Annotated in this window: 22 protein-coding genes; 16 read left to right on the plus strand and 6 right to left on the minus strand. The window is 74.3% G+C overall.

All coding sequences use genetic code 11. The features are described from left to right. Nucleotides 1–136: 136 nt before the first annotated feature. From ABD254_RS10845 to ABD254_RS10865, 5 genes are all read right to left on the minus strand, one after another. Nucleotides 137–544 carry a helix-turn-helix transcriptional regulator gene (locus ABD254_RS10845; protein WP_344248365.1) on the minus strand — a complete coding sequence of 136 codons (408 nt, stop codon included), beginning with the start codon at nucleotides 542–544 and terminating at the stop codon, nucleotides 137–139. A 95-nt stretch (nucleotides 545–639) separates the two neighbouring features. Then, the gene (locus tag ABD254_RS10850) at nucleotides 640–1,431 is read right to left on the minus strand and encodes a deoxyribonuclease IV (RefSeq protein WP_344248366.1); all 792 of its coding nucleotides are present in this window, start codon (nucleotides 1,429–1,431) and stop codon (nucleotides 640–642) included. Nucleotides 1,432–1,464: 33 nt separating this feature from the next. Further along, nucleotides 1,465–2,160 carry a GAF and ANTAR domain-containing protein gene (locus tag ABD254_RS10855; protein WP_344248367.1) on the minus strand — a complete coding sequence of 232 codons (696 nt, stop codon included), beginning with the start codon at nucleotides 2,158–2,160 and terminating at the stop codon, nucleotides 1,465–1,467. Then, nucleotides 2,157–2,861, minus strand: a complete 705-nt coding sequence (locus ABD254_RS10860; RefSeq protein WP_344248368.1) for a GAF and ANTAR domain-containing protein — start codon at nucleotides 2,859–2,861, stop codon at nucleotides 2,157–2,159. The genes ABD254_RS10855 and ABD254_RS10860 overlap by 4 nt, the downstream gene beginning before the upstream one ends. Nucleotides 2,862–2,934: 73 nt before the next feature. Next, entirely contained in the window at nucleotides 2,935–3,612 is a 678-nt protein-coding gene (locus tag ABD254_RS10865; RefSeq protein WP_344248369.1) for an ANTAR domain-containing protein, read from the minus strand. 195 nt (nucleotides 3,613–3,807) lie between these two features. Here ABD254_RS10865 and ABD254_RS10870 point away from each other — a divergent pair, with 195 nt between their 5' ends. Both ABD254_RS10870 and ABD254_RS10875 read left to right on the plus strand, forming a co-directional pair. Continuing rightward, nucleotides 3,808–4,629: a hydroxymethylpyrimidine/phosphomethylpyrimidine kinase gene (locus ABD254_RS10870; protein ID WP_344248370.1), complete on the plus strand. Its 822-nt coding sequence runs from the start codon at nucleotides 3,808–3,810 to the stop codon at nucleotides 4,627–4,629. 28 nt (nucleotides 4,630–4,657) lie between these two features. Further along, entirely contained in the window at nucleotides 4,658–6,370 is a 1,713-nt protein-coding gene (locus tag ABD254_RS10875) for an acyl-CoA dehydrogenase family protein (protein ID WP_344248371.1), read from the plus strand. Nucleotides 6,371–6,387: 17 nt separating this feature from the next. On the opposite strand, the gene ABD254_RS10880 is transcribed toward ABD254_RS10875, so the two are convergent. Beyond that, nucleotides 6,388–7,440, minus strand: coding sequence for a LacI family DNA-binding transcriptional regulator (locus ABD254_RS10880; protein WP_344248372.1), 1,053 nt, complete (start codon nucleotides 7,438–7,440; stop codon nucleotides 6,388–6,390). 204 nt (nucleotides 7,441–7,644) lie between these two features. Here ABD254_RS10880 and ABD254_RS10885 point away from each other — a divergent pair, with 204 nt between their 5' ends. The 14 genes from ABD254_RS10885 to ABD254_RS10950 all read left to right on the plus strand — a co-directional run. After that, on the plus strand, nucleotides 7,645–8,928 hold the full coding sequence (locus tag ABD254_RS10885; protein ID WP_344248373.1) for an ABC transporter substrate-binding protein: 1,284 nt from the start codon (nucleotides 7,645–7,647) through the stop codon (nucleotides 8,926–8,928). Between the two features lie 51 nt (nucleotides 8,929–8,979). After that, nucleotides 8,980–9,930 (plus strand): carbohydrate ABC transporter permease, encoded by a 951-nt coding sequence (locus tag ABD254_RS10890; protein ID WP_344248374.1) that lies wholly within the window; start codon nucleotides 8,980–8,982, stop codon nucleotides 9,928–9,930. After that, nucleotides 9,917–10,846, plus strand: coding sequence for a carbohydrate ABC transporter permease (locus tag ABD254_RS10895; protein ID WP_344248375.1), 930 nt, complete (start codon nucleotides 9,917–9,919; stop codon nucleotides 10,844–10,846). Before ABD254_RS10890 ends, ABD254_RS10895 begins: the two co-directional genes overlap by 14 nt. Before the next feature lie 41 nt (nucleotides 10,847–10,887). Beyond that, entirely contained in the window at nucleotides 10,888–11,652 is a 765-nt protein-coding gene (locus tag ABD254_RS10900; RefSeq protein WP_344248376.1) for an SDR family NAD(P)-dependent oxidoreductase, read from the plus strand. Then, a complete protein-coding gene (locus ABD254_RS10905) occupies nucleotides 11,649–13,643 on the plus strand; it encodes a heparinase II/III domain-containing protein (protein ID WP_344248377.1) in 1,995 nt (664 codons plus the stop codon). The genes ABD254_RS10900 and ABD254_RS10905 overlap by 4 nt, the downstream gene beginning before the upstream one ends. Further along, entirely contained in the window at nucleotides 13,640–15,829 is a 2,190-nt protein-coding gene (locus ABD254_RS10910; protein ID WP_344248378.1) for a heparinase II/III family protein, read from the plus strand. Before ABD254_RS10905 ends, ABD254_RS10910 begins: the two co-directional genes overlap by 4 nt. Further along, entirely contained in the window at nucleotides 15,826–16,473 is a 648-nt protein-coding gene (locus ABD254_RS10915) for a YesL family protein (protein WP_344248379.1), read from the plus strand. Before ABD254_RS10910 ends, ABD254_RS10915 begins: the two co-directional genes overlap by 4 nt. Beyond that, on the plus strand, nucleotides 16,470–17,852 hold the full coding sequence (locus tag ABD254_RS10920; protein WP_344248380.1) for a GDSL-type esterase/lipase family protein: 1,383 nt from the start codon (nucleotides 16,470–16,472) through the stop codon (nucleotides 17,850–17,852). Before ABD254_RS10915 ends, ABD254_RS10920 begins: the two co-directional genes overlap by 4 nt. A 100-nt stretch (nucleotides 17,853–17,952) precedes the next feature. Next, entirely contained in the window at nucleotides 17,953–20,409 is a 2,457-nt protein-coding gene (locus ABD254_RS10925; protein WP_344248381.1) for a polysaccharide lyase 8 family protein, read from the plus strand. Nucleotides 20,410–20,439: 30 nt separating this feature from the next. After that, a complete protein-coding gene (locus ABD254_RS10930; RefSeq protein WP_344248382.1) occupies nucleotides 20,440–21,963 on the plus strand; it encodes a polysaccharide lyase 6 family protein in 1,524 nt (507 codons plus the stop codon). Between the two features lie 49 nt (nucleotides 21,964–22,012). Beyond that, entirely contained in the window at nucleotides 22,013–22,993 is a 981-nt protein-coding gene (locus ABD254_RS10935) for an acetylxylan esterase (RefSeq protein ID WP_344248383.1), read from the plus strand. Next, nucleotides 22,990–24,204, plus strand: coding sequence for an MFS transporter (locus tag ABD254_RS10940; protein WP_344248384.1), 1,215 nt, complete (start codon nucleotides 22,990–22,992; stop codon nucleotides 24,202–24,204). Before ABD254_RS10935 ends, ABD254_RS10940 begins: the two co-directional genes overlap by 4 nt. A 138-nt stretch (nucleotides 24,205–24,342) precedes the next feature. Then, a complete protein-coding gene (gene catA, locus ABD254_RS10945; RefSeq protein WP_344248385.1) occupies nucleotides 24,343–24,996 on the plus strand; it encodes a type A chloramphenicol O-acetyltransferase in 654 nt (217 codons plus the stop codon). 71 nt (nucleotides 24,997–25,067) lie between these two features. Beyond that, nucleotides 25,068–25,423: phosphoenolpyruvate carboxylase (locus ABD254_RS10950; protein ID WP_425553716.1), on the plus strand; the 356-nt coding region annotated here is incomplete at its 3' end.

Here is a 25,423-nt window from a genome sequence, read left to right on the forward strand (position 1 = left end):
CACGGTTCCTGCCTGGATGACAGGGCTCGAAAGGACAACGTCCTCGGCAAGGACGAGCGCGCGCCGCCGAGCGAACGAGGTGGCGCAGACCGAGCGAGGGGGAGAGCGTCGCGAGAGCTGGCGGAGGCCCGGTCGCTCACCAGGGGCTGGTGGACCGGGGAGCCTCGGCGAGCAGGTCGGCCACGCGGCAGCCGTAGAGCACCGCGATCTTCCCGATCTCGTCCAGCGACCAGGGAACCTGTCCCGTGAAACGGGCGGAGACGGCCGAGCGAGACCGTCCGAGCGCCATCGCGAGGTCCTGCTGCGACATGTCCCGGCGGGCGGACTCGTAGCGGACGGCGCCGGCGGCGACGAGGGCGAGCCCGTCCTCCGTCAGCCGCGGGGCCCGGCGTCGTCGGCGCCGCGGGGCCCCGAGCCCGCCCTCGGCGTCGTCGAGGTCAGGGTCGAGGTCCGGATCCCCAGGTGGAGTCCAGTGCGGGTCGATGCGGCGGTATCGGTCGGGGTCGGCAGCGGGCGGCCGCTCGGCGGCCGGTGCGGTGGTCATGCGGCCAGCCTGGCGGCCTGGCGCGCTCGGCGTCGGGCGTCGTCCACAGGCCAGCGTCGGGCGCGCTTGCGCCCGCAGCCTGTCGAGGGGACCCGTCAGGCCGCGAGGCGCTCCCGCAGCCAGGCGATGTCCGGGCCCATGTCGCCGTGCGTCTCGCAGACGACCGGGGCGCCGGCCGCGGCGATCACCCCGACGAGCAGCTCGGGCGGGATGTTCCCGTCGCCGAAGTGGGCGTGCCGGTCGGCACCGGAGCCCGCCGTGTCACGCGAGTCGTTGGCGTGCACGAGGTCGATGCGGCCGGTGATGGCGCGGATGTCCTCGACGGCGGTGGCGAGGTCGATGCCGCCCGCCCAGGCGTGGCACGTGTCGAGCGTGAAGCCGACGTTCTCGGCACCGTTCGCCTGCATCACCGCCGCCCAGAGCTGCTCGATGCGCTCGAGCCGTCGCGCCATCGAGAAGTCCCCGCCGGCGGTGTTCTCGATCAGCACCGGGACGTCCGACTCGAGCGCGTCGATCGCCTTGCGCCAGTTGTCGAAGCCGACCGCGGGGTCGTCGTTGGCCGTCACGTGCCCGCCGTGCACCACGACGCCCCTGGCGCCGATCGCCTCGGCGCCGGACATGATCTGCTGCAGCAGCTTGCGGCTCGGGATGCGGATGCGGTTGTTGGTCGAGGCCACGTTGATGACGTACGGCGCGTGCACGTACACGTGGAGGCCCGCCGACGCCGTCTCCTCGCGGAACGCCTCCGCGCCGCCGGCGTACTCGAGCGGTGGCACCTTCCACGCCTGCGGGTCGGACAGGAACACCTGCACGACCTCCGCCCCGATCTCCTTCGCCTCCGCTACCGCGTCCTGAAGCCCGACGTGCGCCCCGATCTTCACGCTCATGCCGCCCACCCTACGGGCCGGCACCGACGCGGCTCAGCCCAGCTGAGCCTCCTCGAGCACGGCTCGCGCCGTGTGGGTGAGCGGCGTGCCGGCGCGTACAGAGCGCTCCATCAGCACGTCGTACGCCCGCGCCACGTCGATCCCGAGCTGGTGCGCGAGAGCGCCCTTGGCCTGCTCGACCACGACCCGGGCGTCCAGGGCCCGGGCGAGACGACGGTCGACGTCCTCCGGGCGCAGCCGGTCCGGTTGGACGATGGCGAGAGTCAGCATGTCCGCGAGCCCCTGCGTCGTCCGGATGGTGCCCGCGTCCAGACCGCGGTCGCTGGCCGCGAAGACGTTCAGCCCGCCGAACGCTCCGCCCTGCCAGACGAGCGGGAACGCGTGCACGGACGCGAACCCTGCCTCGACGATGGCCGGCCCGACGGCCGGCCAGCGCGCCACGATCGCCTCGGGGCCGGACACCGCCACCAGCCGGTGCGTGTCGAGGACGTCGACGCACGGCCCTTCCTGTCGGTGCGTCTGGTAGAGCTCCAGGTGCGTCGCCGTGTGCGAGGTGGCGGACAGCACCTCGAAGGGGCCGGCTGCCAGGCGGACGAGGACTCCGGCGGCGTCGCCGCCGGCGAAGCGCATGGCGTCCTGCGTCAGCCGGAGGAGCAGGTCTGCGACGTCGTGATCGTGCAGGAGTGTTCCCGCTGCGTCGGCGAGCGAGTCTGCAGGCGTGCGGGTCATGAGTCCTCGGTTCGTTCGTTCTCGTCGACGGTGATGTCGTCGTGGGTGAAGGCCATCCGGCGTGCCAGGACCTCGTCGGCGACGTCCTGCAGCGTCGACGAACGGGCGAACGCGTGCGCCCGGAGGACCGCCAGCGCGTCGGGGGGCGGGATCTTCAGCTGCGCGGTCACCATCCCGGTGGCCTGGTGGATCCGGGCCCTGTCGGACCAGTCGAGGGACTCGAGGTCGCCCAGCAACGAGGTTCCGACGGCGTCGGCGAGGAACTGGAGGTCCTCCAGGTCACGGGCCAGCCCGTCCGTCGTGACGTACAGGCTGAGCACCCCCACGACGCGCTGCCCGACGCGCATCGGCACGGCGTAGACCGTGGCCGGGCCGCTGACGGACGAGACCATCTGGGAGAAGACCGGGAACGTGCTGGCGGTGTCGCCGTCGATCCGGGTGACCACGACCCGGGCCTCGTCCAGGGCGAGCTGACCCGGCCCCTCGCCGAGCACCTCCTGGAGGTCCTCGATCTGCTCCGACACGCCGCCCGAGGTGCTCACCACCATGCGCTCGCCCGACGGGGTGGTGACCGTCAGCGCGCCGCTCTGCGCCCCGACGATCTCGACGCAGGCCCGGCAGAGGCGGGACGCCAGCGGCATGTCTGCGTCGAGGTGCGCCAGGGTGCCGGCCAGCAGCCCAAGCAGCTTCGACGCGTCCACGTGCTCGCCACCCCCTCGTCCCGACCAGTCTTCCACCGATGGGCGAGCCCGCGAGGTGGGGCCGCCCCGCGGGTCAGCGCTCCGCGCTCGGGTCGTCGACGATGTCGCCGTCCATGCCCACGACGAGCGAGCGGAGGATGATCTCGGCGATCTCGCGGCCCCCCGGTGGATGCTCGACCGATGCCGAGTGGAGGAACTTCCTCGCCTCCTGCTCCGTGCAGCCGTTGGTCTGCATCACGGCGCCCACGGCACGCTCCAGGACGGTCGCGTCCGACATGTCGCGATAGAGCGCCGCGGCATAGTCGTCGAGGTCCGCGAACTGCAGCTGCAGACGGACGGCCGAGGCGATCAGACGGGCGTAGGACTCGGCGGCGTGCACGAGCTGCGCCTCCCACTCGCCGGTGGCGCTGGAGTAGAGGTTGAGCGCGATCATGATGTCCGGCGAGACCTGCGCGGGGAGTGCGATCGCCCTGGTGAACCCCTCACGCGACGTCTGCTCCTGCCACGTGGACCACCGGATCTCGTCGGCGACCGACGGCACGGTCCGGAGGGCACCGGTGATCATCGCCTCGACACAGGGTCCGTCGTCGGCCCAGGCCTCGGCCTGGTCGCACCGGGCGGCGTTCGGCGCGCTGCTCCCGGCGCGGAGCGTGACGCCGTGCTGGCGCATCGTGATGCTGGCCTCGATGTCGTCGCCGAGGACCCCGGCGGCACGCGACGCGCACTCGTGGAGGTATCTCGAGATCGCCATGAGAACCGTCTCCCGGCGTCCGTCGCCGTTCGCGAGCCCGCCGTGCTGGTCGCCCCACCACGGTCTCTCGGTGCCCGGCGCACCCGTCCCACGCGCCTCGCTCCTTCACGGTACGCCGGTTCCGGGTTGGCGGAGCGTCTCAGCGGCCCCGACGTCGGACCCGTGGTGGCTGCGACGGTCGTAGGCTGTGCCGTCATGAGCACCACGCCGCCGCTCGCGTACGTCATCGCCGGTTCCGAGGCCACGGGTGGGGCCGGGATCCAGGCCGACCTCAAGACCTTCCAGCAGCTCGGTGCCTACGGTGTCGGCACGCTGACCTGCATCGTCTCCTTCGACCCCAAGCGCGACTGGGGCCACCGGTTCGTCCCGGTCGACCCGCAGGTCATCGCGGACCAGGTCGAGGCCGCCACGGCGACGCACGCGCTGGACGTCGTGAAGGTCGGCATGCTCGGCACGCCCGCGACCATCGACGTCGTCGCCCGCTCGCTCGAGGCGCAGCCGTGGCGGCACGTCGTGCTCGACCCGGTGCTGATCTGCAAGGGGCAGGAGCCCGGCGCCGCCCTCGACACCGACACCGCGCTGCGCGAGCGTGTCCTGCCCCTCGCCACCGTCGTCACCCCGAACCTGTTCGAGGCGAAGACCCTCGCCGGCATGGACGACATCACCTCCGTGGAGGAGCTGGCGGAGGCGGCGCGCCGCATCCACGCCCGCCTCGACACCGGGCGCGGGCCGCGCTACGTCGTCGCGAAGGGTGGTGTCGAGCTGCCCGGCCCCGACGCCGTCGACGTGCTGTTCGACGGCGACGAGGTCACCGTCTTCGCCGCGCCCAAGGTCGGCGAGGAGCGCGTCTCGGGCGCCGGCTGCACGTTCGCCGCCGCGATCACGGCCGAGCTGGCCAAGGGCGCCACCGTGCCCGCCGCCGTCCAGGTCGCGAAGGACATGGTCACCCGCGGCATCGAGGCTCGCGTGGCCGCCAGCACGCCGTTCGACACGGTCTGGCAGGGCGCGTACTCCTGACCGGCGAGGAGCCCGGAGGGTCGATGACATGACCACCGACACCGTCGACGACGAGGGGCCGGTCACGCCTCGGGGTCACCGCACGCACGACGTGACCAACCAGCCCCCGGAGCGCGTGGACGTCAACGAGTACCTGGACTTCCCGGTGCTGCGCGACGCCGTGCACGCCTTCGGCGGAGCCTGGGGCGAGGAGCGGCTCGTCGAGACCGGGGCGCACGTCGGCAGCGCGGCGTTCCAGCGCGCCTCGGAGCTCGCGAACACTCATGAGCCCGAGCTGCGCACGCACGACCGGCGGGGCCGCCGCGTCGACGAGGTCGAGTACCACCCGGCCTACCACGAGGTGATCGCCGCCGCCGTCGCCCGTGGCGCGCACACGAGCGCCTGGGCCGACCCGCGCCCGGGCGCGAACGTCGTCCGCGGCGCGGTGTTCTCCCTCTTCGGGCAGGTGGAGCCCGGGCACGGGTGCCCGGTGTCGATGACGCACGCCGCCGTGCCGAGCCTCCGTCACGCGCCCCGCCTCGCGGCGCTCTGGGAGCCGCGCCTGCTGTCGACGGGGTACGACGGCGCCCTCGCGGCGCCCGGCTCCAAGCCCGGCGCGCTTGTCGGCATGGCGATGACCGAGAAGCAGGGCGGCAGCGACGTGCGGGCGAACACGACCCGCGCGGTGCCGGCCGGGGCGGGCGACGACGGGACGTACCTGCTCACGGGGCACAAGTGGTTCTGTTCGGCGCCGATGTCCGACGCGTTCCTCGTGCTCGCGCACGCCGAGCCGGGCGCGCCCGACGGGGCCGCGAGGACGCCGTCGTGCTTCCTCGTGCCGCGCGTGCTCGAGGACGGCACGCGCAACACGTTCCGGATCCAGCGGCTCAAGGACAAGCTGGGCAACCGCTCCAACGCGTCGGGCGAGATCGAGCTGGACGGCACCGTCGGGCACCTCGTCGGGGAGCCGGGGCGCGGCGTGCGCACCATCATCGAGATGGTGCAGCGCACCCGCCTCGACTGCGTGCACGGCAGCGCCGCCGGGATGCGGCAGGGCGTCGCCGAGGCGCTGTGGCACGCGCGGCACCGGTCGGCGTTCGGCGCCCGGCTGGTCGACCAGCCGGCGATGACGGCGGTGCTCGCCGACCTCGCGCTCGAGTCCGAGGCGGCGACGCTCACGTCGATGCGCCTCGCGGCCGCGCACGACAGCGGTGCCGAGCCCGAACGGGCGTTCCGGCGCCTCGCGACGGCGGCGGCGAAGTACTGGGTGTGCAAGCGCGGGCCGCAGCACGCGTACGAGGCGATGGAATGCCTGGGCGGCAACGGGTACACGGAGGCGTTCCCGCTGGCCCGGCGCTACCGGGAGCAGCCGGTGATGGCGATCTGGGAGGGGTCGGGCAACGTCATCGCGCTCGACGTGCTGCGGGCGATGACCCGGGAGCCGGACTCGTGGGCGGCCCTCGACGCCGAGCTCGCGACCACGGCCGGAGCCCACCCGGTGCTCGACGCGCACGTCGCCGCGACCCGCGGCTTGCTCGCCTCTGTGGCCGCGGCCGACGACGCCGAGCGGCAGGCGTCGGCGCGGCGGGTCGTCGAGTCGCTGGCCGTCGGCCTGCAGGCGTCGCTCATGGTGCGGCACGCGCCGTCCGCCAGCGCCGACGCGTTCGTCGCCGCTCGGCTCGGCGTCGGCCGCGGCCACGGGTACGGCGTGCTGCCGCGCGGCACCGACGCCGCCGCGATCCTGGCCCGGCACGCGGCCTGAGGGCCGTCTCCGGCCGGTCAGCCGGGCGGGGGCGCCGTCGAGTCGCGCACCACGAGCTCGGGCCGGAAGAGCAGCGAGGTCGCGCCGGGCAGGCGGTCGCCGTCCCCCGGGTCGTGCAGCGCCTGGAACGCGGCCGTCGCCATCTCCTTCATGGGCTGGCGGACGGTGGTGAGACGCGGCGAGTAGAGCTCGGCCAGCACGATGTCGTCGAAGCCCGCCACGGAGATGTCCGGACCGACCTCGAACCCGGCGTCCCGCACGGCACGACAGACGCCGATCGCCGTCATGTCGTTGACGGCGAAGATGGCCGACGGCGGGTTCGGGCCGGCGAGGAGCTCCGTCGCCGCCACGCGGCCGAGCTCCGCGGCCTCGACGTCGCCGAAGGTGCTGTCCGCGCTGCTGCCGGGCCACGTGACGACGTCCGGACGCGCGATGCCGGCGCGTTCGAGCGCGCGCAGGAAGCCCTGGAAGCGCTCCGTGCGGTTGACCGACCGGATCGCGCCCGACACGAACGCCACCCGGCGATGACCCAGCCCGACGAGGTGGTCGCCCATGAGCTCGCCGCCGATCGAGTTGTCGACGCTCACGTTGACGAGGCTGGACGGGTCGTCGGCCTGGGCCGTCCGGTCGAACGCGACGAGCCGCAGGCCGTCCTCGAGCGGCCCCGCGACGTGCTCGAGGGACGGGAGCGACGAGCACAGCACGATGCCGCGGATGCCGTCCGAGACCAGCTCGTCCACGTACTGGCGCTCACGGTCGGGGTCGCGCTCCGAGTTGCACAGCAGCACGTGGTAGCCCTCGGTGAGTGCGGCCGCCTCGAGGTGTCGCGCCAGCGCGCCCCAGTACGGGTTCCCGACGGACGGCACGACGAGGCCGATGACCTGCGGCTTGCCGGTGCGCAGCTGCCGTGCGGCGCGGTTGGGTCGGTACCCGAGCTCGCGGATGGTGGACTCCACGCGCTCGCGGGTCTCGGGCAGCATGCGGCCGGTCCGCCCGTTGAGGAGGTTCGAGACCGTGCTCGTTGACACGCCGGCAGCGCGGGCGACGTCCAGGATCGTGATTCCAGCCATGCGCTCGCGCGGCCTCCTCCAGCGTCCGGGTTCAGCCCATCCGTCCAGTGCATCGATGGACTGTATAGGGCCGATCATAGGGCATTCTCAGGCGCTTGACGCTGGCCACCCGCGCCTCTATGGTCGGTGCATCGTTACACCGGAGTCGTCGCAGACTGCCGGGCATCGCCTTCATGAGATCAGTGCCGATCGAAAGGGCAAGTCATGGAACTCAGCCGTCGCAGCTTTCTCACGGCCATGGGCCTCGGGACCGCGACCGTCGTGGCGGGATGCTCCACGACGAACGGGGCGACGTCACCCGCCGCCGACCCCACCGGCCCGGTCGCCGGCGACATCACCTTCCTGTGCGCCCTCTTCGAGGGAACGACGGGCAAGGAGACCCTCGAGGGCAACCTGCTGAAGCAGTTCAACGAGAAGTACCCGGACGTCAACGTGACGGTGGACTACACCGACTACGGGTCGCTCAACGAGAAGATCACCACCGGTCTCGCCAGCGGGCTCATGCCGGACGTCGTCACGCTCGGCGTCGGCTGGATCCCGCCGTTCGCCTACAAGAACGCGATCGCGCCGCTCCCGGAGTCGCTCGCCACCCGCTACACGTACGAGGAGCGGGTGCTGGAGCCGTCCCGGTTCGACGGCCAGCTCTACGCCCTGCCGATGGTGCTCGACACCCGCATCGTGGCGTACCGCAAGGACTTCTTCGAAGAGGCCGGCATCACCGACACGCCCAAGGACTGGGCCGAGCTGCGGGAGATCGCCAAGGAGCTCACGGTCCGCGACGGCGGCACGGTGACACGGGTCGGCTTCGACCCGTTCTCCATCGACCTGCGCCAGTGCTGGGAGACGTTCCTGTTCGGCAACTCCGGCGAGCTGTTCTCGGCGGACGGGCGCGAGGTCCTCTTCGACAGCCCCGAGGGCGTGGCCTCCCTGCAGCTCTTCCTCGACATGGTGGCCGACGGCTCGGCCGACTTCGCCCTCACCACCGAGGCCGGGCAGCCCACCACCCTCCAGCAGGGCACGTCGGCAATCATGATGACCAACAACTCGCTGTACGTGCAGCTGCAGCAGCAGAGCCCCGAGCTGGTCGACAAGATCGGCACGTTCGTGCTCGGCAACACCACGCCGGCGATGCTGCAGGGCGGCACGATGGTCTCCCAGTCGGCGACGTCCAAGAACCCCGCCGCCGCCCGTGCCCTGGTGGAGTTCATGGGCTCGCCCGACGCGGTCCTGGTGGCGAGCGAGCAGCGCGGCTCGGTCCCGGCGATCCTCGACCTCAAGGACAGCGACTACGTCAAGAGCAACCCGATGGTCGAGTTCGCCATCAACAACCTCGACAAGGCGCGGTCCGAGGGCGGCACCCCGGCCTGGATGGAGATCCGGGAGAAGATCAAGCCGACCCTCGAGACGGCGATCGTCGGGCAGCAGTCCGCCCAGCAGGCCATCGACCAGCTCGCCGGCATCGCGAACGACGCGATCGCCCGCCTGTGACCCGGCCCGTCCCATGACCGTGTCCGTCACACCGAGGAAGAGGGGGTCGTCGTGGCCGTCGTCTCTGCGCCGCGCGACGTGAGCGCACCACCCGCCACCCCGTCCCGCTCGCCCGCGCCCCGGCGCCGGCGGGCGGGGGCGGCCCGGCGCCGCGCCGGCATGCTCATGGTGGCGCCGGCGTTCCTGCACGCGCTGATCTGGATCGGCATCCCCGTGATCGCGGCGTTCGTGCTGTCGTTCACCGACTACGACGTGCTCACGCAGCCGCGGTTCAACGGGATCCAGAACTACGTGGACGCGCTGTCCGACCCGGTGTTCCGCCGCGGCATGGTCAACACGCTGGTCTACGCGTTCTTCACCGTGCCGGTCGCGATGGGGATCGCGCTGCTCATCGCGCTGATGCTCGACACGCAGCTGCGCGCCCGGGCGCTGTTCCGCACCGCCGTGTTCATCCCGCAGGTGACCGCGACCATCGCCGTCGCGCTGGTGTGGCTGTGGATCTACGACCCGCGCAGCGGCCTGCTGAACGCCGTGCTCGGCTTCTTCGGGATCCCGGCGCAGAACTGGTTGTCGTCGACGACGTGGGCGATGCCTTCGGTCATCGCCGTCGGCATCTGGCAGGGCATCGGCCTGAAGATGCTCATCTACCTGGCCGCGCTGCAGTCGCTGCCGAAGGACGTGTACGAGGCGGCGTCGGTGGACGGGGCCTCGAAGACGCGGCAGTTCTTCAGCATCACGCTGCCGCTGCTCAAGCCGGCCACGTTCTTCGTCTTCGTCACCTCGGTCATCTCCGCCTTCCAGGCGTTCGACCTCATCTACATCCTCACGGACGGCGGTCCGGCGAACACGACCACGATGATGACGTACGAGATCTACAAGTCGGCGTTCCGGGAGTTCCGCGTCGGCTACGCGTGCGCCCAGTCGATCATCCTGTTCGTCTTCCTGCTGCTCCTGACCCTCGCGAACCGACGGCTCAACGGAGGCGACAGTGGCCGGCATTGATCTCACCGCGACCTCGCCGCGCACGACGCTCGACGTCGTCGGCCGCTCGCCGGCCTCGCGCCGCCGGCTCTCCCGGGCCGCCCTCTACGTGATCCTGAGCGTCATCGCGGCGGTCATGGTGGTGCCGTTCGTGTGGATGGTGCTGACGTCGCTGAAGACGCCGACGGACATCGCCGCGAGCCCGCCCACGTTCCTGCCCACCGAGTGGGCCTGGAGCAACTACGCCGACGCGCTCGCTGCGGCACCGTTCCTCACCTACGCCCGCAACAGCCTGGTCATCGCGGTGAGCCACACGGCCATCAACCTCCTGATCGCCTCGATGGCGGGCTACGCGCTGGCCCGGCTGCGCTTCCGCGGCTCCGAGCTCGTGTTCCTCGGGTTCGTCGCGGCGCTGATGATCCCCACCTACACGAAGATCATCCCCGAGTTCCTCATCGTGCGGTTCATGCCGCTGTTCGGCGGCAACGACATCCTCGGGCAGGGCGGCACCGGCTGGCTGGACACCTGGTGGGCCCTCATCGTCCCCGGCGCGGTGACGCCCTTCGCGGTGTTCCTGTTCCGGCAGTTCTACCTGGACCTTCCGGTGGAGCTGGAGGAGGCCGCGCGCCTCGACGGCGTGAGCGAGCTCGGCATCTGGGGCCGGATCATGACGCCGCTGGTCAAGCCGGCGTTCATCACGGTGGCGCTCCTGACGTTCGAGAGCTCCTGGAACAACTTCTTGTGGCCGCTGCTCGTGACGCGCACGGACTCGATGCGTGTCATCCAGGTCGGGCTCTCGGTCTTCCGCACCGAGAACGACACGCAATGGGCGTTCCTCATGGCCGGCACCACGCTGGCGACCTTGCCGATGGTGGCGCTCTTCCTCCTCGGGCAGAAGTACTTCGTCCGCGGCTTCGCGAACGCGGGCATCAAGTGACGGGCGGCAGCGCGCCGTCCGTCGGACAGAGAGGACAGCAGATGACGATGGACATGACGGACGCACGGGTGCTCGTCACGGGAGCGGGGCACGGCATCGGCCGCGGCGTCGCGCTGGGGCTGGCGGCCGCGGGGGCCGACGTCGTGGTCCACTACGGCAGCTCCGCCGACGCGGCCGCCCGGACCGTGGCCGACGTCGAGGCGCTCGGCCGCAAGGCGGTCGCGCTGCAGGCCGACATGACGTCGACCGCGGACGTCGACCGGCTGGTCGCCGACGCGGTCGCGTTCCTGGGCGGGCTCGACGCCGTGGTGTGCAACGCGGGGCACCTGGTGGGTCGCGTGCCGGTGGCCGAGATGAGCGACGACCACTACCAGGCGGTCGTGGACGTCAACCTCGGCGCCACCTTCCGCACCTGCCGGGCGGCGATCCCGCACCTGCTGGAGTCCGACCGGGCGCGGATCGTCGCCGTGTCCTCCCTCGCGGCCCACAACGGTGGCGGGCCGGGGTCCGTCGTCTACGCGGCGTCGAAGGCGGCCGTGCGCGGCTTCGTCAAGGGCCTCGCCAAGGAGCTCGGGCCGCAGGGCGTCACGGTGAACGCCGTCGCCCCGGGGTACATCGCGGACACGGCGTTCCACGGCACGTTCAGCACGGCCGAGGCGCAGCAGAAGATGGTGGCGGGCACGCCCGTCGGGCGTCCGGGCACGGTCGAGGACGTCGCCGCCGCGGTGCAGTACCTGGCCTCGCGCGAGGCGTCGTACATCACCGGGACCACCCTCGACATCGACGGGGGGACCTGGCCGCGATGACCTCCCTCGCCCCCGTGACCACGGACGCCCCCGCGGCCGGGCTGCCGCGCGAGCGCGGCGGCTGGTGGCACGACTTCGTCTGCCCGACGCACGGGACGGAGCTCCTGCACGACGGGATCCCCGGGCCGGTGCCGCCCGCGGGCGGCGTGCGCTGCCCACACGGCTGCGTCGTGGACACCGACCTCGTGCGCGGCGCGTGGCTGGTGCTCAGCCACCAGGCCTGGGCCCGCCGTGCCCGGGTGCTCGCCCACCGGGCGGCGCGCACGGGGGACGAGGCGGCGCGGGCCGAGGCGGTGTCCCTGCTCGTGGGGTACGCCGAGGTCTACGCCGAGGTCGCGGGCGGGGGCGAGCACGAGCGGGCGCAGGACTGGATGCTCCGCGGGCGGCTGTTCCACCAAGCGCTCACCGACGCGATCTGGTCGGTGTCGATCGGGCACGCGGTGTGGTCGCTGGCCGAGGCCGACCCGGAGCGCGCGGCGGACCTGCAGCCCGTCCTCGGGCTGCTCGACGCCACGGCGGAGGCCGCGCGGGCGGCTCGGGCGCGGTTGGTGGCCGACGGGCGCTTCACGTCGAACTACACCGCGTGGCTCAACGCCGCGGGCCGGGTGTGCAGCCGCGCCGCCGCGCTCGTGCGCCGGTCGCAGGGCGCGACCGCCGTCGGGGACGACGAGTGGCTCGCGGGGGAGCACGGGCAGCTCGCCCACGCGCTCGCCGCGAGCACCCCCGGCGGCTGGGAGTGGGAGGCGAGCACGTACTACCACGGCTTCGTCGTGCGGGCCTACCTGCTCTCCCTGCGGGGGACGGACCCGGCGGAGCTGCCCGCCGAGGCCCGCGGCCGGCTGGTCGCGATGATCGACGTGCTGGCCGGCCTGGCCACGGACGGCGGCATCCTGCCGTCGGTCCACGACGGACCGTCGGTACGCCCCGCCCTCGGGCTGGAGTGGACCGAGCTGGCCGCGCTCGCCGACGGCTTCGTCGCCGACGCCGGGCTGGACGCGGTCGCCGCGCGGGCGCGGGACGAGGCCGCGGCGGTCCACGGGCCCGGGTCCGGGCAGCACCCGGGGCCGGACGGCGGCCCCGACGGGCTCGAGGACGAGCTGCGCGCGATGCCGTGGGCGGGTCGGGGCGACGGGACGGGCGGCTGGTTCGCCGGGCCGCCGCTCGTCGTCGACCGGGCGCCCCGCGCCGCGGTGAGCGTGGACGAGGAGGTGGGGATCGTCGTCCTGCGCGGGGCGGGGATCCACGCCGTGCTGGACCACGGGCCGCACGGCGCGGGCCACGGCCACCACGACAAGCTCTCGCTCGCGCTGTACGGGCGGGAGACGCCGTGGCAGCCCGACCCCGGCCAGGTGCCGTACGGGCACTCGGCCTGGCGGGCGCACTACGCGTCCGCGGCCGCGCACCCGGTGGTGCGGGTGGACGACGAGGACCCGGCCGAGGCGACCGGGCGCCTGGTCGCCCGGGACGAGCGGTCGGTGACGGTCGAGGTCCGCGGCGACGAGGCGTCCTGGTTCGACGGCGCCCGCGCGGTGCGGCACGTCGTGCTCGGTGACGGCTACCTGCTCGACGTCGCGCACGCGTCCGCCGACCGCCCCCGCCGCCTGGCTCTCGGCCTGCGGCCGGACGTGCCGCTCGGGGTGCGCGTCGACGGGGACGTCGTGCGGACCACCTGGCGCGGGGCGGAGGCGCTCGACGGAGTGCACGCCGCGGTCGCCGTCGGCCCGGACGGCGCGGTGCCGGTGCGGGCCGCCGTCCGGCCGGGCCCCGGCCCCGCGGTCGACCCGCAGCGCGAGCGCGCGCACGTCGACTGGGCCGCCGAGGGGACCACGTCCGCGACGTGGGTGTCGGTGTTCCAGGCGGACGCCGCGGTGCGCGGCGGGGGTGCCGACGTGGCGCGCGTCGAGCTCGCGGACGACGGTGCCGAGGTGCGGGTGCACCGCGCCGACGGCGCCGTCGAGGCGCACCGGCTCCCGGCGGAGATGACGCCATGACCGACACGACCGCGACCGTCACGACCGCGGCGTCGGCCGACGACCCGCCCCGGATGCTGCTGCTCGACGCGGACTGCCTGGCGGACCTGCGCTCCCGGCTCGACGGCGACCTCGCCCCGCAGTGGCGGCGCCTGGCCGAGCAGTGCGACCTGTACCGGCGCACCGCGCCCCCGGCCGAGCACCCGCTCGCGAGCATCACGTACCTGGGGCCGGCGGCCGCGAACCTCGCGCTCGCGTACCGGCTCACGGGGCAGCGGCACTACCTCGACGAGGCGTGGCGGTGGATCTCCGCGGCGGTGTCGTTCGAGCACTGGGGGCGAGCGCACCTGCCCGACCACGACCTCGACGCCGGATGGCTGCTGCACGGGCTGTCGCTGGCGTACTCGTGGCTGGGCGACGACCTCGAGCCGGACCGGCGGGAGGAGCTGCGCGCCAAGCTCGAGCTGCAGGGCGGGCGGCTGTTCGACTTCGCGGTGGCCGGCGAGGGCTCCTGGTGGAGCAGCTCGTTCTGGCAGAACCACCACTGGATCTGCCACACCGGGCTCGCGACCGTCGGCTACGCCCTCGGGGTGCCGGCGTGGACCGAGCGCGCGAAGGCGGCGATGTCGACCGTCGTCGACGTGCTGCCCGCCGACGGCTCCGACATGGAGGGCGTCGTGTACTGGCGCTACGGGGTGCCGTGGCTCGCGACGTACCTCGACCTGCTGCAGGACGCCGAGGGCGTGGACTGGTGGGACCGGTGCCGGTTCCTGGCGCACACCTTCTCCTACCGGCTGCACCAGGCGGCGCCGGGCTACGAGGAGATCGTGGACCACGGCGACTGCCACGACCGCCGCAGCGGGCACAGCGTGGCGCTGTACCGGATCCTCGCGGCGCGCTACGGCCTCGGCGAGGCGCAGTGGCTGGCCGACACCGTGGCGGAGCGCTTCTTCTGGCGCGAGGCGTACGAGAGCGGCGTGAAGCCGGGCGTGCTGCCCGAGGCGTGGGCCGAGCTGCTCTGGTACGACGCGTCCGTGGCGCCCGTCGACCCGGCGGAATCGGTCGCGCCCCAGGCGGCGTTCCGCGACCTCGGGCTCCTGGTGCACCGCACGTCGTGGGACGACGACGCCACGCTCGTGTCGTTCAAGTCGTCGCCCGGCGGCGGGCACACCGCCTGGGACACCTCGCGGAGGATCGACGCCGAGCGCGGCTGGGACACGCTCAGCGCGGGGCACCACCACCCCGACGCGGGGTCGTTCGTGCTCGCGTCGCGCGGGGCGTGGCTGCTGGTGGACGAGGGGTACTCCAACACGAAGCGGGCCGGGCACCACAACCTCGTGCTCGTGGACGGGCACGGCTTCGCGGGGGAGGGGCGGTACCACGTCTACGCCGACGCCCCGCCGGATCGCACCGCCGACATGGTCGACGTGCTCGCCGAGGGCGGCTTCCTGCACGGCCGCGCGCGGACCGGCCGGATGTACCCGGCCGAGCTGGGCGTCGAGTCGCTGGAGCGCACGCTGGTCGTGCTGCCGTCGGGGCGGACGGTGGTCGTCGACCGCGGGCGCGCCGCCGAGGCGCGCGAGTGGACGGTGCTCCTCCACGCCGACCACCCCGCCGAGACGGTGCCCGGCGCGGGTGACGCCGCCGTCGACGGAGCCGACGACGGCGCGGTCCGGCGCGTGCTGCGCAACGGCCGCGCGGGCGCGTGGCTCACGACCCACACCCCGGGCGCCGCGGTCCGCGCCGAGCAGGTCGTCACCGACGTCGAGGCCAACCCGACGTCGAGCACGCCGTCGCTGGTCGTCACGCGGCGGCTGCACACGCTGCGCGTGACACCCTCCGCCTCCCGCGACCTGCTCGCCGTCACCACGATCGAGCCGTTCGACGCCTTCCGTCCGACGCCGTCGGCCGCCCGCCTGCTCCCCGGGGATCGCTGTGAGCATGATTTTGGCCCGGATTCGGCGCGAAATGGGGCCACAACCATGCTCACAGCAGGGGTGGGGGTGGACCTGGGCGGCGGGGAGCGCGCGTACCTCGCCGGGCCGGACGGCGTCGTCGAGGCCGACGGCGTGCGCGCCCGGGCCCGGGCGGTGCTCGTCGCGGGCGACCGGGTCGCCGTCGTCGGGGCACGGCGGGTCGAGCTCGACGGCCGCGTGCTGCTCGACGGCGAGGACGAGGTCACGGGCGTGCTCGGGGCCGACGCATGACCGTCGCGCCCGGCACCCGGGCCGCCGCCCGGCCAGGAGCCGCGCCCGACCGGTCGCGCCGCTGGTCACAGACCCTCATGGGCTGGCTGGAGTGGCTCGCGCACCCCGTGGCGGCGGGGGCGGCGTTCGCGATCCTGTGCCTCGGCGTCGTGACCTGGCTGCCCGCCCTGGCCGCGACCGGCCACGCCCTGCGCGCCTGGCGCACCGAGGGCGAGGGGCGCACGTTCACCGGCGTCTTCCGCGCCTTCGGCACGTACCTGCGCCCGCTCCTCGGGCACGGGGTCGCGTCGACCGCAGGGCTCGCCCTGCTGGCGGCCGACGTCGCGTTCCTCGTCGGGCGCACCGGGCCGGCGGCCGTCGTGCTCGTGATGCTCGCGATCGGGCTGCTGGTGGCGGCGGTGCCGTACCACCTGGCGCTCGCGGTGGTCGCGGCGGTCCGGCCCGGAGGGAGCCTCCGCACCTGGGCGCCCGGCGCGCTGTGGTTCGCCTTCGGCTCCGTGCCGCGCGGCACGGCCCTGCTGGGCGCCGCCGTCGCGACGCCGGTGTTCTCGCTCGTGGTCCCCGCGGGCCCCCTGCTGCTGTGCGCGAGCGTCCCCGTCCTGGTGGGGCTCGTGATCCTCGACCAGACGGAGGACGACGCATGACCGGCACCACGTACCCGACCGACCCCGCCACCAGCGCCGCACCCGCCGCCCGGGACCGCGCCGTCGACGCCCGGACCATGGGCCGCCGCTCGCTGCTCGCCGGCGCGCTCGCGACGACGGGAGCCCTGCTCCTCGCGCCGCGCGCCACCGCGCTCGCGGGGGCGGAGGCGCTCGCGGACACCGGGGCCGCGCGGGCCAGGACGACCACCTGGGTGCCGTCGTGGACCACCGCCCACACCCGCCCGACTGCCACCGACCCGCTGGTGCTGGGCGGTGTCACCGACCGCACCGTGCGCCACGTGCTGCGTCTCAGCGCCGGGTCGGCGGGCGGCCGCGGTCGCACGGGCACGCTGAGGGTGCGGCTGGCCGGCACGTTCTCGGCGGCGCCGGTGCGGGTGGGCGCGGTGACCGTCGCGCGGCGCGCGGCGGGGCTCACCGGGGCGGGCGCGGCGGTCGACCCTGCCACCGTCACGACCGTCACCTTCGGCGGCGAGCGCGGCGCGCTCCTGGCGGCGGGCGCGACGCTCGTCAGCGACCCGGCCGCGCTCGACGTGCCCGACGCCGGCGACCTCGTGGTCAGCGTCCATCTGCCCGGCCCTACCGGCTCCCTGAGCTTCCACCGCAATACGCACGCCACCGGCTACGTCGGGTCCGGCGACCTCACCGCCGACGCGGGCGCCGGCTTCGATGGCGCCGAGACGACGCGCTCCGCCGTGCTGCTGGTGGGCGTCGACGTCGAGCGGCCGGGCGTGCCTGGCGTCGCCGTGCTGGGCGACTCGATCACCGAGGGCGTGGGCACGCCCGACGACGCCGACCAGCGGTTCACCGACCACCTCGCCCGCCGCCTCGCGGAGCGCGGCGGACCGGTCGGAGTCGCGAACCTCGGCATCAGCGGCAACCGCGTGCTGCTCGACGACGAGCGGTTCGGCCCGAGCGGCCAGGCTCGCCTGGACCGCGACGCCCTCGCGCTGCCCGGCGTGGGCACCCTGCTCGTGGTGCTCGGCGTCAACGACCTGCAGCAGCCGCCCAGCCAGACGGACCCCGCCGTGCTCCTCGCGGGATACCGCCAGCTCGTGCTGCGCGCCCGCGACCAGGGGCTGCGCGTGGTCGGTACCACGATCACGCCGTTCGGCGGCTGGCAACGCTGGACGCCCGCGCTCGAGGAGGAGCGCCGCGTCGTCAACGCGACGCTGCTCGCGGAGGCGGGCCGGGGCACCGGCGCGTTCGACGCCGTCGCCGACGTGGCGTCCGCCCTCGCCGACCCGGCGGACCCGGCGCGCCTCGCGCCCGCCTTCGACAGCGGCGACGGCCTGCACCCCACGCCCGCCGGAGCGGCCGCGATGGCCGCGGCCGTCGCGCGTCGCGCCCTCCTGGGCTGATCCGGCAGGGCTGACGCCCTCCCGACGCACGGCCCGCACGACCGTTCCACCCACCTGCTCGACGACGAGAGGGATCGTGATGGAGAACGACACCATGAGCATGCCCGCACGCCCAGGCGGCCCGACCCGGCGCAGCGTGCTGCGCGGGTTCGGCGCCCTCGCCGGCGCGGCGGCGCTGGCCCCCGCCCTGCCGCTGCCCGCGCGGGCGGTGCCCGCCTCGACCACGGCGGAGCTGGTCGAGCGGTGGGCGGTGCTGCAGACCGGCGGCCCCGGGCTCGACCTGGGCGACGCGCACGTCGCGGCCGCCGTGCGCCGCGTCGACAGGGCGGCCACGACCGTCCTCGCCACGCTCGACCGGTCCGCCGGCCGCGCCGCGCTGTGGCCCGACCTGGCCGACTGGACCCGGTCCAACACCGTCACCACGACCTTCAAGCGGCTGCGGTCGATCGCCGTCGCCTGGGCGACGCCGGGCACGTCGGTGGCCGGCGACGCGGCGGTGGCGGGTGCCGTCGCGGACGGCGTCTCCTGGATGCACGACCACGTGTACGGGCCCGGCATCCCGAGGTTCGACAACGACTGGGACTGGGAGATCGGCTCCGCGTCGGCGCTGGCCGACACGCTCGTCGTGCTGCGCGAGCACCTGGGCGGCGCGCTCGCCCGCAGCACGGCCGCCATCGACCACTACACGCCCGACCCCAACCTGTGGCGGGCCGACCGGCAGATCGCCACCGGCGCCAACCGGGTATGGATCGCGACCGTCGTCGCCGTCCGCGCGTGCCTCGACGGCGACGAGGCCGCGCTGCTGCGCGTGCGTGACGCCCTCAGCGACGTCGACGGCGGGGGTGCGAACAGCGTGCTGGCCTTCGTCGACGGCGGCACCGCCGAGGGCGAGGGGACGGGAGAGGGCTTCTTCCGCGACGGCTCGTTCCTGCAGCACTGGAAGCACCCGTACAACGGCGGCTACGGCAAGGAGCTGCTGGGCACGCTGTCGTCGCTGCTGCACCTGCTGGGCGACTCGCCGTGGCAGGTCACCGACCCGGCACTGGCCAACGTCTACGCCTGGGTCACCGACGCCTTCGACCCGCTCATGGTGCGCGGCGACATGGTCGCGTCGGTGTGCGGGCGCGAGATCGCGCGGCCCAGCAAGCAGGGGCACGCGCCCACGCAGACGGTCATCGAGGGCACGCTGCGCCTCATCCCGTCGGCCCCCGCGGCGCAGGCCGCGACCCTCACCTCCCTCGTGGCCCAGTGGGTCGCCGAGGACACCTACCGCGACTTCCTCGCCGTCACGACGCCTGCGTCCGTCGTCGCCGCCACGGCGCTGCTCGCCGCGGGACCGACGCCGCGCGGCGCGCTCGTCGCGCACCGGCAGTTCCCGGCGATGGACAAGGCGGTGCACCACCGGCCGCGCTTCGCGGTGAGCGTCAGCGCGTACTCCAGCCGCGTCTACAACTACGAGTCGATCCAGAACGAGAACCTGCACGGCTGGCACCTGTCCGACGGCATGGTGCTGCTCTACACGGACGACCTCGGCCACTACAGCGAGGACTACTGGCCCACGGTCGACCCGTACCGGCTGCCCGGCACCACCGTCGACACCGCGCGCCTCGAGAACAGCGCGGACTTCCGCGCCACGAACGACGCGACCTGGGTGGGTGGCGCCGCGCTGCCCGGAGCCACCCTCGCCGCCTACGGCCAGGACCTGCGCGCCCGCGGCTCCGACCTGCGGGCGCTCAAGAGCTGGTTCCTGCTCGACGACGCCGTGGTCTGCGTGGGATCGGGCATCGCGGCCCCCGCGGCCGGCGGGGTGGAGACGGTCGTGGAGAACCGCAAGGTGCGCGAGGGCGCGGCGTTCGTCGTCGACGGCGTCGACCAGGGCGTCGCCGACGGGTGGTCGGCCGACCTCGACGACGTGCGGTGGTGCCACCTCGCGGGTACGGCGGGCTACGTCTTTCCCGGCGGTGCCCGGCTGCGCGCACTGCGCGAGGACCGCACGCACACGTGGCGCGAGATCAACGTCAAGTACGGCACGGACACGCCGGTGACCCGCCCGTACGTCACGGCCTGGATCGACCACGGCGCCGCGCCCGCCGCGGCGTCGTACGCCTACGTCATGCTCCCCGCCGCGGACGCCGAGGGCACACGTCGGTTCGCGGGGGCCTGCGGCACCGCGGCCGGGCTGCGGATCCTCGCGCAGGACGACGACGTCCACGCCGTCCAGCTCGGCGGCACGCTCGCGGCGAACTTCTGGGCGGCCGCCTCGGTGCCCCTCGGCGCCGCGGAGCCGGGGGAGGGCGGGGCGCTGCGCGCCGACGGCCCGGCGTCCGTCGTCGTGCACGCCTCCCGGGCCACCACCCGGTGGACCCGGCCCACCACCGTCGCGGTGAGCGACCCGACGCAGACCCGCGCCGAGGTGGTCGTCGACCTGTTCCGGCCCGGCCTGCGGTTCGTGGACGCCGCGCCCGGAGTCACCGTGACGCGGCGAGGGGCGGGCTGGCGGATCGCCGCCCGCACCACCGACCTGCGCGGCGCCACCGTCACCGCGTCGTTCGTCTGACCCGAAGACCCGGACCTCAGGAGGAGCACCATGAAGAAGCACCTCGCGCTGCCGCTGTCCCTGGCCCTCGGGCTGTCCCTGGGCGCGGCCGCGCCCGCCACCGCCACCGGGTCCGCCTCGGCCGCGGCACCCGGCGAGACGACGGCGTCCGGCTCGCCCCTCGCCCCCGCGGGGGAGAGCGCCGATCCCGCGCCGCTGCGCACGGTCCGCGTGAGCACCAGCGCCGAGCTGGCCGCGGCGTTCAAGGCGGCGGCGCCCGGCGACCGGATCGTGCTCGCCGACGGCGAGTACACGATGGTCAAGCTCGCCGACAAGGCGGGCACGGCCGAGCTGCCCGTCGTCGTCGAGGCGGCGACGCTCGGCGGCGCGGTCGTCACGGCCGGCCAGATGGAGGTCGCCCGGTCCAGCCACGTCGTCGTGCGCGGCCTCACCTGGCGCAACGCCACCACGCTGAAGATCACCGCGTCCACGCACGTACGGTTCACGCGCAACGACGTGGCCCTCCAGTTCGAGCCGCCCGCCGACCCGACGTCGTCGCGGCACTGGCTGCAGATCTCCGGCGAGGGCAGCGGGTACCACCGCATCGACCACAACGCGTTCCACGACAAGACGCTGATGGGCAACTACGTCACCGTCTACGGCGGGGCCACGCAGATCTCGCAGCACGACCGGATCGACCACAACTGGTTCGGCGACAGCGCGGCGCAACCGGTGAACGGCGGCGAGGCGATCCGGCTCGGTGTCTCGGCACTGTCGGACTCGAGCTCGTTCGCCGTCGTCGAGCACAACCTGTTCGAGAACACGGATTCCGACCCGGAGATCGTCTCGCTCAAGAGCGATGACAACACGGTGCGCTACAACACGGTCCGCCGGTCGGCCGGAGCGTTCGTCGCGCGGCGCGGGGACCGCAACGTCATCCAGGGGAACTACTTCCTCGGCGACGGCAAGCCCGGCACGGGCGGCGTGCGGCTGTACGGCGACGACCAGCTCGTCTACGACAACTACTTCGAGGGCCTCGCCGGCTCCGGCTACACGGCCGCCCTGCAGATCGACGGCGGCGACGTGGACGGCTCCGGCTCGACGTCGGCGCACTGGCGCGTGCACCGCGCCACGGTCGTGCACAACACGTTCGTGGACAACGCGTCGAACGTCGAGGTCGGCGCCAACTACCTGTACCCGCCGGTGGACTCCCTCGTGGCCGACAACCTCGTCGTCGGGTCCGCCGGCCCGCTGTTCGTGGAGCACAAGCAGCCCGCCGGCGTGACGTACGTGGGGAACGTCGCGCATCCGACGGGCGCCGCGACCCTCGGCATCGACGCCGCGCCCCGGGAGGTGCGCGTCGTCGACCCGCTGCTGGTGCGCTCGCGCGGGCTGTGGCGGCTGCGTCCGGGCCCGGCGATGAACACCGCGGTCGGCTCGTACCCGTTCCTCGCCGAGGACCTGGACGGCCAGCCCCGCGACGTCCGGCCCGACGTGGGCGCGGACGAGGTGTCCACGGCGCCCGTCGTGCGGCAGCCGCTCGAGCGGTCCGACGTCGGCCCCTCGGCGCCCTGACGGACCAGCCCCACCCTCACCCCCGCACGACACGACCCAGGAGCACCGCATGGCCTTCTTCGACAAGCCCCTCGACGACCTGCGCGCCTACCGGCCCCAGCCCGAGGAGCCCGCGGACTTCGACGCGTTCTGGAAGCAGACGCTCGACGCCGCGGCGGCCGCCGCGTCCGAGCCGGAGTCGGTGCCGTTCGACGCCGGGCTGGCGACCGTCGAGGTGCGCGACGTGACGTTCTCCGGGTGGGCCGGGCAGCCCATCAAGGCGTGGCTGCTGCTGCCGCGCGGGCGCAGCGGCCCGCTGCCCGCCGTCGTGCAGTACATCGGGTACAACGGCGGGCGCGGCGTGCCGTGGGAGTGGCTCACGTGGTCCGCGGCCGGGTACGCGCACCTGGTGGTGGACAACCGCGGCCAGGGCGGCGGCGGCAAGACCACCGCCGACACCCCGGACGTCGCGCCCGAGGGGCACGGGTCGTCGTCGCCCGGCTTCCTCACCCGCGGCATCGAGGACCCGGCCAAGCACTACTACCGGCGCCTCGTCACCGACGCCGTGCGCGCCGTCGACGCCGTCAAGGCGCTGCCCGAGGTCGACCCGACCCGGGTCGCCGTGCTCGGCGGCAGCCAGGGCGGCGGGCTCGCCCTCGCCGTCGCGGGCCTGCGCGACGACCTCGCCGGGGCGATCGCCGACGTCCCCTTCCTCAGCCACTACCGCCGCGCGTCGCAGATCACCGACGAGGGGCCGTACTCCGAGATCGCGCGCTACCTCAAGGGGCACCGGTTCGAGGTCGAGGACGTGATGCGGACGCTGTCGTACTTCGACGCCACGAACTTCGCGGCGCGCGCCCGCTGCCCCGGGTGGTTCTCCGTGGCGCTCATGGACAAGGTCTGCCCGCCGTCCACCGTGTTCGCGGCCTACCACCGCTACGGCGGGCCCGCGCAGATCGAGGTCTTCCCGTACAACGGGCACGAGGGCGGCGCGGCGTACGACACCCCCCGCAAGCTCGCGGCGCTCGCGGAGGTGCTCGGCCCCCGGTGACGCCCGACGACCGGGCCGCGGGGCATGTTCCGCCCCGCGGCGCGATGCCCGCCCTGTACGCCAACACGTTCGTCATGGCGACGGGCTTCTACGTGCTCGTGCCGTTGCTCGCCGTGCACCTGGCCGACGGGCTGGGTTTCGGGCTCGCGCTGGTGGGGCTGCTCGCCGGCATCCGCGCCGGGGCGCAGCAGGGGCTGCAGCTCCCGGCGGGCATCCTCGCCGACCGGTGGGGCGTGCGCCGCACCATCGTCGCGGGCGTGCTCGTGCGGGCCGGCGGATTCGCCGCGCTCGCCCTCGCGACGACGCCGGTCGCCGTGGGCGCCGCGGGCCTCGCCGTCGGGCTCGGGGGCGCGCTCTTCCACCCGGCGAGCTACGCCGCGTACGCGCGGCTCGGCGGCGCGCGGCCCGACGTCTTCGCCCGGCGCGAGGCGCTGAGCAACGCCGGGTTCGTCGTCGGGCCGCTGCTGGGCGGCCTGCTCGTCGCGACCGGGTTCGACGTCGTGTGCTGGGTCGCGGCGGGCCTCTTCCTCGCCGCCGCGCCGCTCACCTGGTGGGGCCTCGGGCGGGCGGCGGAGCCGGGGGCCGGGTCGACCGCGCCCGCCGCGCCCGTCGTCGACGAGCCCGGGCCGGCCGCGTCCGGCGGGATGCGGCGCGAGGCGCGGCGGGCCCTCGTGGTGCTGTGCCTGCTCAACGCGGGGGCGTGGGCGATCTTCACCCAGCTGCAGCTCGTCGTGCCGCTGCGGCTGGACGCCGTGCTCGGCAGCAGCGTCGGCGTCGGCGCCGTGTACGCCGCGGCCGCCGTCCTCGTCCTGGCGACGACGGTGCCCGCCACGCGGTGGCTGCAGGCGAGGCTGCGCCTGCCCGTGGTGCTCGCGCTCGGCGTCGCGGCGATGGGCGCCGGAGTCGCCGTCCTCGGTGGCGGCCCCGGCGTCGCGTCGCTCGTCGCCGGGATGGTGGTCTTCACGCTCGGCCAGATGGTGTTCCAGCCCGCGATGAGCGCCGTCGTCGCCGCGGGCGCGCCCGCCGCGTCCGTCGCCACCCGGTTCGGCATCAACGGCCTGGCGCTCGCCGTCGGCGGCGTCGTCGGGTCGTCCGTCGTCGGCGCCCTGCTCGCCGGCCCTCTCGCCGAGGGCGGCTGGGCATGGGCCGGGTTCGCGGTAGTCGGTGCCGGGATCGCCGTCGGGTACGCGCGTGCCCGGGTCGGGATGTGAGATTCGGGCGAGCGACGGAGGTGCCGACGATGCCGGGGTGGTCGTGGAGCTATAGGCCGGTCGGCGCTCGCTCGGGCCGCCGCGAGGCGCGTCGAAAATCGCTGCGGGGGAGCGGGCGGTGGCTGGGAGGCTAGCCGCATGGAGAACCCCGTCCCGATCGACCTCGACACGTGGCCCCGACGGCAGCACTTCGAGCACTATCGCCAGGCGGTGCCGTGCACGTACTCGATGACGGTCGAGCTCGACGTCACCGCGTTCGCCCGGGCGCTGGCCCGGTCCGCGCGCAAGACGTACGTCGCGCAGGTCTGGGCGCTCGCGACGGTCGTCAACCGGCACGAGGAGTTCCGGATGTGTCTGACCGGCGACGGCGCCCCCGCCGTCTGGCCGGCGGTGCACCCTGCCTTCACGGTGTTCAACGCGCAGCGCGAGACCTTCGCGTGCGTCTGGACCGCATACGACCGGGACTTCGGGAGCTTTCACGACGCGGCCGCCGCGCTCCTGGCCGAGCACGGCCGGGCGGTCGACTTCTTCCCGCAGGGCCCGCCGCCGCCGAACGCCTTCGACGTCTCCAGCCTGCCGTGGGCGTCGTTCACGGGCTTCACCCTCGACATCCGGGACGGCTGGGGCCACCTCGCGCCGATCTTCACGCTCGGGCGCTACGTCGAGCGGGACGACCGGGTGCTGCTCCCGCTGGCGGTGCAGGTCCACCACGCCGCCGCCGACGGGTTCCACACGGCCCGGCTCGTGAACGAGCTGCAGGCGCTTCTCGCCGACCCGGCCTGGGTGGGCTGACGCCGGGGGGGCGGGGTCACCTGCCGGACGCCACGACGCCCGGGAGGCGAGACGGCTTACGCTCTGGTCCCGTGAGCGAGAACCTGGGATCCACCGGCTCGATCGAACGCGTGAGCGCGCGGCACGAGATGCCCGAGCTGCTGCGCGAGGACATCCGCCTGCTGGGCGGCCTGCTCGGCACGGTGCTGCGCGAGGCCGGCGGGCAGGGCCTGCTCGACGACGTCGAGCGTCTGCGCGAGCTGACCATCCGCGCCTACGGGGCGGACGACGGCGGCGCCACGCTGACGGAGGCCGCGGATCTCGTCGCCGGGTTCCCGCTGGAGCGTGCCGAGCAGGTGGCGCGCGCCTTCACGTGCTACTTCCACCTGGCGAACCTCGCCGAGGAGTACCACCGTGTGCGGGTGCTGCGCGAGCGCGAGGCGTCGAC

Origin of the sequence: Isoptericola hypogeus (assembly GCF_039531145.1) — a bacterium.
Taxonomy (GTDB): domain Bacteria; phylum Actinomycetota; class Actinomycetes; order Actinomycetales; family Cellulomonadaceae; genus Isoptericola; species Isoptericola hypogeus.

Coding starts and splice junctions, on each gene's coding strand:
- ABD254_RS10885 (WP_344248373.1), top strand. CDS start 7,645: ATGGAACTCAGCCGTCGCAGCTTTCTCACGGCCATGGGCCTCGGGACC.
- ABD254_RS10865 (WP_344248369.1), bottom strand. CDS start 3,612: ATGGCGATCTCGAGATACCTCCACGAGTGCGCGTCGCGTGCCGCCGGG.
- ABD254_RS10845 (WP_344248365.1), bottom strand. CDS start 544: ATGACCACCGCACCGGCCGCCGAGCGGCCGCCCGCTGCCGACCCCGAC.
- ABD254_RS10915 (WP_344248379.1), top strand. CDS start 15,826: ATGACCGTCGCGCCCGGCACCCGGGCCGCCGCCCGGCCAGGAGCCGCG.
- ABD254_RS10935 (WP_344248383.1), top strand. CDS start 22,013: ATGGCCTTCTTCGACAAGCCCCTCGACGACCTGCGCGCCTACCGGCCC.
- ABD254_RS10925 (WP_344248381.1), top strand. CDS start 17,953: ATGCCCGCACGCCCAGGCGGCCCGACCCGGCGCAGCGTGCTGCGCGGG.
- ABD254_RS10930 (WP_344248382.1), top strand. CDS start 20,440: ATGAAGAAGCACCTCGCGCTGCCGCTGTCCCTGGCCCTCGGGCTGTCC.
- ABD254_RS10850 (WP_344248366.1), bottom strand. CDS start 1,431: ATGAGCGTGAAGATCGGGGCGCACGTCGGGCTTCAGGACGCGGTAGCG.
- ABD254_RS10855 (WP_344248367.1), bottom strand. CDS start 2,160: ATGACCCGCACGCCTGCAGACTCGCTCGCCGACGCAGCGGGAACACTC.
- ABD254_RS10920 (WP_344248380.1), top strand. CDS start 16,470: ATGACCGGCACCACGTACCCGACCGACCCCGCCACCAGCGCCGCACCC.
- catA (WP_344248385.1), top strand. CDS start 24,343: ATGGAGAACCCCGTCCCGATCGACCTCGACACGTGGCCCCGACGGCAG.
- ABD254_RS10880 (WP_344248372.1), bottom strand. CDS start 7,440: ATGGCTGGAATCACGATCCTGGACGTCGCCCGCGCTGCCGGCGTGTCA.
- ABD254_RS10870 (WP_344248370.1), top strand. CDS start 3,808: ATGAGCACCACGCCGCCGCTCGCGTACGTCATCGCCGGTTCCGAGGCC.
- ABD254_RS10900 (WP_344248376.1), top strand. CDS start 10,888: ATGACGATGGACATGACGGACGCACGGGTGCTCGTCACGGGAGCGGGG.
- ABD254_RS10875 (WP_344248371.1), top strand. CDS start 4,658: ATGACCACCGACACCGTCGACGACGAGGGGCCGGTCACGCCTCGGGGT.
- ABD254_RS10905 (WP_344248377.1), top strand. CDS start 11,649: ATGACCTCCCTCGCCCCCGTGACCACGGACGCCCCCGCGGCCGGGCTG.
- ABD254_RS10910 (WP_344248378.1), top strand. CDS start 13,640: ATGACCGACACGACCGCGACCGTCACGACCGCGGCGTCGGCCGACGAC.